Origin of the sequence: Paenibacillus sp. PCH8, assembly GCF_002968835.1 — a bacterium.
Taxonomy (GTDB): Bacteria; Bacillota; Bacilli; order Paenibacillales; family Paenibacillaceae; genus Paenibacillus.
Map to the genome: position 1 here is coordinate 228,906 of NZ_PKQK01000001.1, position 11,922 is coordinate 240,827.

Annotated in this window: 6 protein-coding genes, 3 rRNA genes and 1 pseudogene; 1 reads left to right on the plus strand and 9 read right to left on the minus strand. The window is 46.3% G+C overall.

Going from position 1 to position 11,922, the window contains the following annotated elements:
* Positions 1–9: 9 nt before the first annotated feature.
* A pseudogene (locus tag C0Q44_RS00955) lies at positions 10–761 on the plus strand (MerR family transcriptional regulator).
* Positions 762–1,571: 810 nt separating this feature from the next.
* Here the strand turns inward: C0Q44_RS00955 and C0Q44_RS00960 are convergent.
* The 9 genes from C0Q44_RS00960 to C0Q44_RS01000 form a co-directional block, all read right to left on the minus strand.
* Entirely contained in the window at positions 1,572–2,054 is a 483-nt protein-coding gene (locus C0Q44_RS00960) for a hypothetical protein (RefSeq protein ID WP_258166113.1), read from the minus strand.
* A 333-nt stretch (positions 2,055–2,387) separates the two neighbouring features.
* Positions 2,388–3,044, minus strand: a complete 657-nt coding sequence (locus tag C0Q44_RS00965) for a deoxynucleoside kinase (protein ID WP_105405656.1) — start codon at positions 3,042–3,044, stop codon at positions 2,388–2,390.
* A complete protein-coding gene (locus tag C0Q44_RS00970; RefSeq protein WP_105405657.1) occupies positions 3,041–3,664 on the minus strand; it encodes a deoxynucleoside kinase in 624 nt (207 codons plus the stop codon). The genes C0Q44_RS00965 and C0Q44_RS00970 overlap by 4 nt, the downstream gene beginning before the upstream one ends.
* A 302-nt stretch (positions 3,665–3,966) precedes the next feature.
* A 5S ribosomal RNA gene (gene rrf / locus C0Q44_RS00975) occupies positions 3,967–4,083 on the minus strand.
* 146 nt (positions 4,084–4,229) lie between these two features.
* A 23S ribosomal RNA gene (locus tag C0Q44_RS00980) occupies positions 4,230–7,155 on the minus strand.
* A 416-nt stretch (positions 7,156–7,571) separates the two neighbouring features.
* Positions 7,572–9,125: ribosomal RNA gene (locus C0Q44_RS00985) — 16S ribosomal RNA — on the minus strand.
* Together the 16S, 23S and 5S rRNA genes form the textbook arrangement of a ribosomal RNA operon.
* Positions 9,126–9,760: 635 nt before the next feature.
* Positions 9,761–9,928: a DUF3934 family protein gene (locus tag C0Q44_RS00990; protein WP_105405658.1), complete on the minus strand. Its 168-nt coding sequence runs from the start codon at positions 9,926–9,928 to the stop codon at positions 9,761–9,763.
* Positions 9,929–10,065: 137 nt separating this feature from the next.
* A complete protein-coding gene (locus C0Q44_RS00995; RefSeq protein ID WP_105405659.1) occupies positions 10,066–11,286 on the minus strand; it encodes an MFS transporter in 1,221 nt (406 codons plus the stop codon).
* Positions 11,287–11,314: 28 nt separating this feature from the next.
* Complete coding sequence (locus C0Q44_RS01000; protein WP_105407561.1) at positions 11,315–11,911, minus strand: TetR/AcrR family transcriptional regulator; 597 nt, start codon at positions 11,909–11,911, stop codon at positions 11,315–11,317.
* Between the last annotated feature and the right edge of the window lie 11 nt (positions 11,912–11,922).

The following is an 11,922-nucleotide window of genomic DNA, read 5'->3' on the forward strand; positions in this document are numbered from 1 at the left end:
GTTTCAATCATGGCCATGAAAGTAAAAGAAGTTGCCGAGCTTGCCTCGATCAGTGTGCGCACACTGCATCATTATGATGAAATTGGATTATTAACCCCGGACGAAGTGACATCGGCCGGATATCGATTATACTCAGATGCCAACCTGGAACGGTTGCAGCAAATTTTGTTTTTCAAGGAACTGGACTTCTCTCTGAAGGATATCAAAAACATCATCACCGATCCCTCCTTCAATCCAGAGGAAACTCTTCATATGCATCGACTCATTCTGTTGGAGAAGCGCCAGCGCTTGGACCATATGATTGCTACCATTGATAAGACCGTGCTACACATGAGAGGAGAAATTATAATGACCACCAAAGAACAATTTGAAGGATTTGATTTCTGTCAAAATCCATATGAACAGGAAGCTCGGGAGCGCTGGGGGACCAAGCTGTCGAACAGGCAAACCAAAAACTGCATAACCAGACTTTCAAGAATCCTAAAGCTCTGGCCGACCAAATGAACGAAATCTATTATCGACTGGCTGCAATTCGCCACACGGAACCATCATCTGTTGACGCTCAGACCGAAATCAAAGCATGGTACGACTATTTAAATCAAATGGGTAACTACTCGCCTGAGGCCTTCAGAGGACTGGGTCAGATGTATGTGGATGACGAACGTTTCACACACAATATTGATCAATTTGGCCAAGGATTAGCAGCATTCATGCGAGATGCCATGGCTGTATTTGCGGATCAAAACAAATCATCTATATAAATTGACTTCAAAAATATGTACACGTACCCCTTCAATTACAGAACAACCTTCCCATCGCTGTTATCCTCAGATTTTTCAATTCACTCTACTAACGTTGAAAATCCGGGGATAGCATATGCTTGCAATGTAGCTTTATTTTAGAAAGCAACTAGCCGGACATTTCGCTTCTCCAGGTTATTTCTGTCCTTTCCATTCTCTTATATATTTTAAGTTCAATTTAGATAGAGTCATGTTTACATCCACATGCAGATTATTCATCTTTCATTGTCATCAGATATGCATTGCATACGTGAATCTAGATACATGAACTTGTCTCTTATGAAGGTAAGATGAAAGTCTTTTCTTGTCATTAGGCTATACATTGAAAAGACCCTCAAGACATATCCTTTCTCCTACGGAACCTCATGTATTCTACTTGAGATATTATTATATTTAACTTGGGTTACCTAAGTTACATGGATTAATTGAGTTACCTAGGTTAATTCGATTATTTGAGTTATCTGAGTTACTTGGTGGGTTACATTCTACTTTAGTTGAACCTTAACTTTGTTATTGCATTCGCCGCGAGACACTTTATTCCATATACTGCCCGGTTTATACACCAAAGGGACGTACGCCCTCAGGCATTACGTCCCTTTGGTGTATCTCCAAGTCATTCAGCCGCAATATGAACAAGCCTTCATGCTGTTCACTCCGAGTATTTTATGATTCATGTTTAGATCAATGAAGATGATCCTTTTACTACGTTCCCCTACGTCCCTGTGTTCTCTGTTCTGTGTTTATCCATTGTGCATTCCACAGACCATCAGATTAAGCTCTTGGCGCGTGATCCGATGAAGAGGCATCCGTGGCTAGGCTGGTTCTCGCCATCCGGCCAGGGATCTGCCATGCAGACACAATCGCAAGCACAATGAATAACAGATCGATGGGTTGACTGAAATATTCCTGGAAAGTTTCCACGAACGCACTGATCATCTCGCTATCAAACACGAGTTCCATCACGCTTACATCACCAAACAGTTCGGAAGTAAAATAAACTACCGTCAGATATTTACCTAGCAGAATGCCGACGAGCGCAAAGATAACCGCAATAACCTTATGTACCGTCGCAATCCGTTTGTTCGAGAACAGTACTACTGCGTAACCTGTGAGCGCACCAATCAAAATAGCAATTAGTCCTACCTCATACTCGGTCATTGCTGCGATAGCTGCCCATACAATTCCTCCCAGAATTGCTGCAATCAAGCCGCCAATGATTGGCATACCTATTTTAATTCCTTGTTTCTCTTCCACGTTTTCTTTCCCTCCTGAGTCATGATTATGCTTATTTTCCAGAAATAACCTTTCCTATGAAACCACAAAAATGTATATTTTTCAACAACTTTCTACTTTATGTGACGATAAATTCATTAGGATTAGGATAGATATATTAGGTATCCAGTTACATATTCACTCCGACTCCGTAATTTACATTTGTTCAGAATATCTCTTCATCACTTCCTCGGTACGTAAAAAACATCCCTTCCAGCAGACTGATCGCCGTAAAAGGGATGTTTATGGTTATTAGCATCATTGGGGATAACATGGCATAAGTCAGACAGCTAACATTAAAACAGAGTTCCTCCCTTATACTTGCGCTTCCTTGGAAGGGTGAATGACAGTTGCAATCTGTGCCAGAATGGCATCCACCGATGCCGGATCATGTACATCATACTCATCAATGTTCAAGCGCAGTACAGGGCAGGCCGTAAACTGATTAATCCATACCGAATAACGTTCATGCATGTGTTCCCAATACGAACGATCCGTTTGGATTTCCATCTCGCGTCCACGTTCTGTAATCCGGTTCAGAATCGACGGCAGACTGCCTTCCAGATAGATCAGCACATCTGGATGTGGGAAATAAGGCGTCATCACCATCGCTTCAAACAAACTGCTGTATGTCTCAAAATCTGTGGCAGACATTGTTCCTTGATCCGCATGCATCTGTGCAAAAATGCCGGTATCTTCATAGATGGAACGATCCTGTACGAATCCCCCACCCAGTTCAAAAATCTTCTTTTGTTCCTTAAAGCGTTCTGCCAGGAAATAAATCTGCAAATGAAAACTCCAGCGCTCGAAGTCATGATAGAACTTCTCCAGATAGGGATTATGATCGACTTGCTCCAGAGAGGTCTTGAAATTCAAACGTTGTGCAAGTGCCGCAGTTAACGTGGATTTACCTACCCCAACCGTACCTGCTACCGTAATTAATGCATTCGATGGAATGCCATAGTTATTCATATGATATACTCCTTTACCTGATTAACAATCTGCCTGAAGTGTTCAGGATGTTCCACAAAATCGAGTTGCTCCGCATTAACCTTAATGATTAACGGCGGATTCGAGCCATTAGCCAGATAGTCCATTCCTGTTTTGTAATCGGCGATCAATTGTTCCATATATCCCGGGTCCATGTCCTGCTCAAAAGAGCGACCACGTTTGTTAATGCGGTACATCAACGTATCCAGTTCAGCTTCAATATAGAGCACCAGATTGGGCTTCGGCAGGTCATCCGTTAACAGATGATAGATTTGACGATATTTGTCCCGTTTCGTTCCCTTTAAGGTACGATCTGCAAAGATCATATTTTTATAGATATGGTAGTCCGAAATAACAGGGGCATTACTTTCTACGTAATGAGCACCTGTGTCCTCCAGTTGCTTGAATCGGTTACACAGAAAAAACATTTCCAACTGGAAGCTCCACTCATCAATATCCTGATAAAAGGAAGCCAGAAATGGATTCTCTTCTACGATTTCTTTAACTAGCGGAAGGTTCAATTCATGGGAAAGCATCGTTGCCAGCGTTGTTTTTCCCGCTCCGATGGGGCCTTCCACGGCAATAAACGGGGCTGATTTCATCGTGTTTACTGTTCCTCCTCGTACATATGCGTGTTTCCGTTTCTATATAGACCTCACCTATTGTATCACAGCTTTGAGGATCAGAACGCCAGTATTTTATGTATATAACAAGTCAAATCGGAACGACAACTATAAAAAGCGTCTGTCATGTAGCATCTTCATCATTTAGATCTGAATGAAAAAAATGACATTCAGTTTCCTGTAAGTCTAGCTCTCCATTTATATTAGAAGATGCAATTTGTATATAACTTTCTTGAAAATAAAAAAGACACACTCCAATGATTCAAGTGTGTCTTTAAATTGCTTGGCGGCGTCCTACTCTCCCAGGACCCTGCGGTCCAAGTACCATCGGCGCTAGAGGGCTTAACGGTCGTGTTCGGGATGGGTACGTGTGGAACCCCTCCGCTATCGCCACCAAACGTGATTTGTCGAAGCATAGCTTCTTGAAATCAAATATGGAACTGAAAATCATACACACGTTCTGTGATGTACCAATTTTCATTTCAGAGCATTTGTTCTCTGAAAACTAGATTCGAAACAAAATTTGCGATTTATCACTTGCATATTGGATAAGCCCTCGACCGATTAGTACTGGTCAGCTCCATGCATTGCTGCACTTCCACCCCCAGCCTATCTACCTCGTCGTCTTCAAGGGGTCTTACATACTGGGAAATCTCATCTTGAGGGGGGCTTCACGCTTAGATGCTTTCAGCGTTTATCCCTTCCGTACATAGCTACCCAGCGGTGCTCCTGGCGGAACAACTGGTACACCAGCGGTACGTCCATCCCGGTCCTCTCGTACTAAGGACAGCTCCTCTCAAATTTCCTACGCCCACGACAGATAGGGACCGAACTGTCTCACGACGTTCTGAACCCAGCTCGCGTACCGCTTTAATGGGCGAACAGCCCAACCCTTGGGACCTACTTCAGCCCCAGGATGCGATGAGCCGACATCGAGGTGCCAAACCTCCCCGTCGATGTGGACTCTTGGGGGAGATAAGCCTGTTATCCCCAGGGTAGCTTTTATCCGTTGAGCGATGGCCCTTCCATGCGGTACCACCGGATCACTAAGCCCGACTTTCGTCCCTGCTCGACTTGTAGGTCTCGCAGTCAAGCTCCCTTATGCCTTTGCACTCTTCGAATGATTTCCAACCATTCTGAGGGAACCTTTGGGCGCCTCCGTTACTCTTTAGGAGGCGACCGCCCCAGTCAAACTGCCCACCTGACACTGTCCCCGCACCGGATTACGGTACCAGGTTAGAACCTAGATACGATCAGGGTGGTATCCCAACGTTGCCTCCACGCAAGCTGGCGCTCACGTTTCAAAGGCTCCCACCTATCCTGTACAGATCGTACCCAAATTCAATATCAAGCTGCAGTAAAGCTCCATGGGGTCTTTCCGTCTTGTCGCGGGTAACCTGCATCTTCACAGGTATTAAAATTTCACCGGATCTCTCGTTGAGACAGCGCCCAAGTCGTTACGCCATTCGTGCGGGTCAGAATTTACCTGACAAGGAATTTCGCTACCTTAGGACCGTTATAGTTACGGCCGCCGTTTACTGGGGCTTCGGTTCACAGCTTCGGATTGCTCCTAACCACTCCCCTTAACCTTCCAGCACCGGGCAGGCGTCAGCCCGTATACTTCGCCTTACGGCTTCGCACAGACCTGTGTTTTTGCTAAACAGTCGCTTGGGCCTTTTCACTGCGGCCCCTCGTGCTATTCACACTACCGGGGCACCCCTTCTCCCGAAGTTACGGGGTCATTTTGCCGAGTTCCTTAACGAGAGTTCTTCCGCGCGCCTTAGAATACTCTTCTCGCCTACCTGTGTCGGTTTGCGGTACGGGCACCATCACCTGGCTAGAGGCTTTTCTTGGCAGTGTGAGATCATGACCTTCGCTACTATAATTTTCGCTCCCCATCACAGCTCAGCCTTAGTAATGTGCGGATTTGCCTACACATCAGCCTTACTGCTTAGACGGACATCCATCAGTCCGCGTCACTACCCTACTGCGTCCCCCCATTGCTCATAACGGCTTACGGTGGTACAGGAATTTCGACCTGTTGTCCTTCGACTACGCCTTTCGGCCTCGCCTTAGGTCCCGACTTACCCTGAGCGGACGAGCCTTCCTCAGGAACCCTTAGGCTTTCGGCGGACAAGATTCTCACTTGTCTTTTCGTTACTCATACCGGCATTCTCACTTGTATAATGTCCAGCGCTCCTTACGGTACACCTTCAACCCTTATACAACGCTCCCCTACCCCTGATGCATTGCATCAAGCCATAGCTTCGGTGGCGTGTTTAGCCCCGTTACATTTTCGGCGCAGAGTCACTCGACCAGTGAGCTATTACGCACTCTTTCAATGGTGGCTGCTTCTAAGCCAACATCCTGGTTGTCTGTGCAACTCCACATCCTTTCCCACTTAACACACACTTGGGGACCTTAGCTGATGGTCTGGGCTGTTTCCCTTTTGACAATGGATCTTAGCACTCACTGTCTGACTCCCGGAAGTAAGTCTATGGCATTCGGAGTTTGACTGAGCTTGGTAACCCTTGCGGGCCCCGCACCCAATCAGTGCTCTACCTCCACGACTCTGTTTTCCGAGGCTAGCCCTAAAGCTATTTCGGGGAGAACCAGCTATCTCCGAGTTCGATTGGAATTTCTCCGCTACCCCCACCTCATCCCCGCATTTTTCAACATGCGTGGGTTCGGGCCTCCAGTGCGTGTTACCGCACCTTCACCCTGGACAGGGGTAGATCACCCGGTTTCGGGTCTACGTCCACGTACTATGTCGCCCTATTCAGACTCGCTTTCGCTGCGGCTCCGGCTCTTCACCTTAACCTTGCACGGGAACGTAACTCGCCGGTTCATTCTACAAAAGGCACGCCATCACCCCTAAAACGGGCTCTGACTTTTTGTAAGCACACGGTTTCAGGTTCTATTTCACTCCCCTTCCGGGGTGCTTTTCACCTTTCCCTCACGGTACTGCTTCACTATCGGTCGCTAGGAAGTATTTAGCCTTGGCAGATGGTCCTGCCGGATTCATACGGGGTTTCACGTGCCCCGCACTACTCGGGATCCGTCTCGGAGAGAACAGACTTTCAACTACAGGGCTTTTACCTTCTTTGGCGGGCCTTTCCAGACCTCTTCGCTTAATCGGTTCCTTTGTAACTCCATGTGAGACGTCCCACAACCCCAAAGAGCAAGCTCTCTGGTTTGGGCTTCTCCGCGTTCGCTCGCCGCTACTGACGGAATCACTATTGTTTTCTCTTCCTCAGGGTACTTAGATGTTTCAGTTCCCCTGGTATGCCTCTGCATAACCTATGTATTCAGTTATGAGTAACTGGAAATTACCCCAGCTGGGTTTCCCCATTCGGACACCCCCGGATCAAAGCTTGCTTACAGCTCCCCGAGGCAGTTTCGTTGTTCGCCACGTCCTTCATCGGCTCCTAGCGCCTAGGCATCCTCCGTGTGCTCTTAGTAGCTTAACCAGTTTGCTCCGGTTTCGACCGCTCGCTTCCCTTGTTTTGGACTACGTCCAAAGCCAAAAGTCGCTCCCATTCGATACCATCACAACAGCAATTATCTACCTTATAAACACTTCACTTGTTTACACAAGATCAGCTAGGGTGATTGTTGATCGGTTACTTGAACCAAACAAACATTCATCCCTTAAAGGAATGTTCTAATTCGCAAAATTTCGTTTCGATATCTAGTTTTCAAAGAACAAGCTCCATGCAAAAGCAAGCTGTTTGAGAGTTTGAGCTCTCAAAACTGAGCAACGAGTGAGTTGCTTGTGCTTTCCATTTCATCCACACCAAAGTGATGAACCGAAATGAATCGCTGTGCAGGTTCTAAAAGAACCTGCTTATTTGAATGTTTCCACTCGGGAAACGATTCTCCATAGAAAGGAGGTGATCCAGCCGCACCTTCCGATACGGCTACCTTGTTACGACTTCACCCCAATCATCTATCCCACCTTCGGCGGCTGGCTCCTTGCGGTTACCCCACCGACTTCGGGTGTTATAAACTCTCGTGGTGTGACGGGCGGTGTGTACAAGACCCGGGAACGTATTCACCGCGGCATGCTGATCCGCGATTACTAGCAATTCCGACTTCATGCAGGCGAGTTGCAGCCTGCAATCCGAACTGAGACCAGCTTTGTTGGGATTGGCTCCATCTCGCGATTTCGCAGCCCGTTGTACTGGCCATTGTAGTACGTGTGTAGCCCAGGTCATAAGGGGCATGATGATTTGACGTCATCCCCACCTTCCTCCGGTTTGTCACCGGCAGTCTATCTAGAGTGCCCACCATGATGTGCTGGCAACTAAATATAAGGGTTGCGCTCGTTGCGGGACTTAACCCAACATCTCACGACACGAGCTGACGACAACCATGCACCACCTGTCTCCTCTGTCCCGAAGGAAAGATACATCTCTGCATCGATCAGAGGGATGTCAAGACCTGGTAAGGTTCTTCGCGTTGCTTCGAATTAAACCACATACTCCACTGCTTGTGCGGGTCCCCGTCAATTCCTTTGAGTTTCAGTCTTGCGACCGTACTCCCCAGGCGGAGTGCTTAATGTGTTAACTTCGGCACCAAGGGTATCGAAACCCCTAACACCTAGCACTCATCGTTTACGGCGTGGACTACCAGGGTATCTAATCCTGTTTGCTCCCCACGCTTTCGCGCCTCAGCGTCAGTTACAGCCCAGAGAGTCGCCTTCGCCACTGGTGTTCCTCCACATATCTACGCATTTCACCGCTACACGTGGAATTCCACTCTCCTCTTCTGCACTCAAGTCACCCAGTTTCCAGTGCGATCCGGGGTTGAGCCCCGGGATTAAACACCAGACTTAAATGACCGCCTGCGCGCGCTTTACGCCCAATAATTCCGGACAACGCTTGCCCCCTACGTATTACCGCGGCTGCTGGCACGTAGTTAGCCGGGGCTTTCTTCTCAGGTACCGTCACCTTGAGAGCAGTTACTCTCCCAAGCGTTCTTCCCTGGCAACAGAGCTTTACGATCCGAAAACCTTCATCACTCACGCGGCATTGCTCCGTCAGGCTTTCGCCCATTGCGGAAGATTCCCTACTGCTGCCTCCCGTAGGAGTCTGGGCCGTGTCTCAGTCCCAGTGTGGCCGATCACCCTCTCAGGTCGGCTACGCATCGTCGCCTTGGTGAGCCGTTACCTCACCAACTAGCTAATGCGCCGCAGGCCCATCCCCAAGTGACAGATTGCTCCGTCTTTCCAGTTCTCTTCAGGTGAAGAAAACAATTATTCGGTATTAGCTACCGTTTCCGGTAGTTGTCCCAAACTTGAGGGCAGGTTGCCTACGTGTTACTCACCCGTCCGCCGCTAACCATCAGAGAAGCAAGCTTCTCTTCAAGTCCGCTCGACTTGCATGTATTAGGCATGCCGCCAGCGTTCGTCCTGAGCCAGGATCAAACTCTCCAATAAAAGATGAATTTCAGTAGCGTGGTTAGACGCTATAAAAATCATCTCAAGTATTTGAAAAGAGCGATATGCTCATTTTGAATCTGACGAGATTAAAAATCTCATTTGTGCTCCAGCCGATTCAAGCCAAGGCTTGTCTCTAACTTTCACGTTCATTCTGCAAGCAGAATGTTTACTCACTCGTTGTTCAGTTTTCAAAGATCAAACTTGTTTCGTTACCGAACGTTGTTCTCTTCAGCAACTCTTATATAATATCATGTCCGAACCAACTTTGCAAGTTCTTTTTTTAAGTTTCTTTCGAAGCTTATTCACTCGCTTGCCACACCGTGTAACCGTGTTTTCTTGGCCGGATTAATAATATATCATGTCATTCCACTAATTGCAACATTTAATTATAATTTATTTGACTGTCTTCCATTATCCTCTTTCACATGCACTTATTACTTACATATATAGAAGTAAACATAACGCATTCCATCCGTTCAAACCTATTCCTTCAATCGGTGGTATGGTACGGAACTTGATGTTTCTCAATCTATTTTGACATTGTATTTGAGATAGAAAAGTTAAAAAAGAGATCTAGCCTAATGTTTAGGTCAGATCTCTCCTTTATACATTCTTCAGCTTCTCCAGTCCACTTACTGGGACTTGTCCGTTGAAGCTTCAGTATCGTCTTTTTTCTTCGTGCCTTTACTTTTATAAGGCTTCGGAGCACTTTTCGCCTTATTAGCAGCGGCTTGCCAGCGATTCCAGCCTTTTTTGCCAGTTCCACGGCCTGTGCCGCCTTTACCTTTTGCTTTACTCATATCATCACTCCAATAACCTGTATATGCTTAAAAATGACCGTCCTCGGTAACTTACTCTGCAACCCAGCCCATGTGATTCACTTCCAGCATTTCTTATTATACCAAAAATTGATGCCCCTACGTCTTTTCCATGATAATTACACTTGAGCTTTTGATTGTTTCACCGTTTTTACGCTTCGGAGTACACGCAAAGATAATAGGAAACAGATTGCCAGTACGGCAGCTGCCGACACGTATGGATAGTTAATATTCACATCGAATAGAGCTCCAGCCACAATTGGACCTGCAATATTCCCCAAACTTGTGTAAGCTGAGTTCAACCCTGCTACAAATCCTTGCTGTTCTTGTGCCAGTTTGGACATCTGTGTACTGATTGCAGGGCGCAAGATGTCCATTCCCAGAAACACGATGAAGGTTACAACAAGAATCAGCCAGTACGTATGCACAAACAAGGTCAATAGTACGAATACAGCCACAAACAATAGACAGATCGAGATGACCATCTTTTCACCAAACCGATTGAGCAACCAACCGATCAGAGATACCTGCACAACTGCACCTGCAATGGAACCAAACGTAATAATAAACGCTATGTCTTTAGTAGTGAAACCAAACTTATGATCCACAAACAGAGAGAATACCGTCTCATAGTTTGCCAGACCAAAAGCCATGACAAATACGATGATTAGACTGAAAAAGTATGGCTCACGATATGAATTCAGCAATTGGGATAACACTCCAGGCGCTTTACCTTTAGGTGTACTTGCAACAGTTTGAGGTTGCTCCCCTGTGCTCCGCGCGGACTCAGGTAAAACAATCATTGTAATGATTGCTGCCAGCAATCCGGCAACCCCTGCGGCATAGAACGGAATACGAATACCGAAATCAGCGATATATCCGCCAATTCCAGGCCCAATGATAAATCCAGTGGTAATGGCAGCATTAATTAATCCCATGCCCTTACCCCGTTCTTCCTCTGTGGTAATATCCGCGGTGTATGCCATAATGGCGGGGAAGATCATCGCCGCTCCGATACCACCAAGCATCCGGGCTGCGAAGAGTAACACGGGTGCATTAACTGCACCAAACATAAACTCGGACACGGCAAAAATCAGCATACCGCCAACTATAATTTTTTTACGTCCCCATGTATCTGACCAACGGCCTGCAAGTGGCGAGAATAGAAACTGGGTGAAGGAAAATGCTGCTACTAGCAAACCGACCGTGAATCCAGTGATATGCAGTAGATCCATATATGCAGGCATAATAGGCACAACCAGACCTATACCTGTAAAAACAAGAAAAATATTAAACATCAACAGCAGCAATGCGCCCCTGTTACGTGTTAGTAATGCCATGATTCCATCCTCCATCGTTGTCTAAATGTTACTTATCTTTTGCGATCCCGTGTAAGAATACACTTGCGGCCTGGCGGTAGAGTGCAAGAGCCTGCTCAAATTCCATCCCGCGTGACATCTGACTGAGACCAATAATGGTACTTTCCAATATGATAGCGAGGTTATCTACATTGCTTGGATTGAACTCTCCATTTTCGATTCCTCTTTCAATCAATTGTTTGTTGAATTGAATATGCCGCTTAAGCATTAAGGATATACGTTCCTCAATATCATTTTCTTTGTTCTCTCCTGTGAAGAACTCATCAGCCGCTTTGGTCAAAGGATGGTTCATGTCATCCATGATTAATTGCTCCGCCAAACCGTATATTTTCTCTGTAGAAGTGTTATAGAGATGTTCTTTGGCCGCCCAACTCTCTTCCCACTCCCGATCCCACTCATCAATCAGATAGAGAAACAGGCCTTGCTTACTTTTAAAATGGTAATAAATATTCCCCTTGCTGCTGCCCGTCGCAGATACAATATCTTCTATGGACGTTGCTTTATAGCCTTTTTGTACAAAAAGGGCTTTGGACGCATCCGCAAGCTTTTTCTTCGTCTGTTCGGTCTGAAGTTGTTTTTTATTCATATTCATACGAT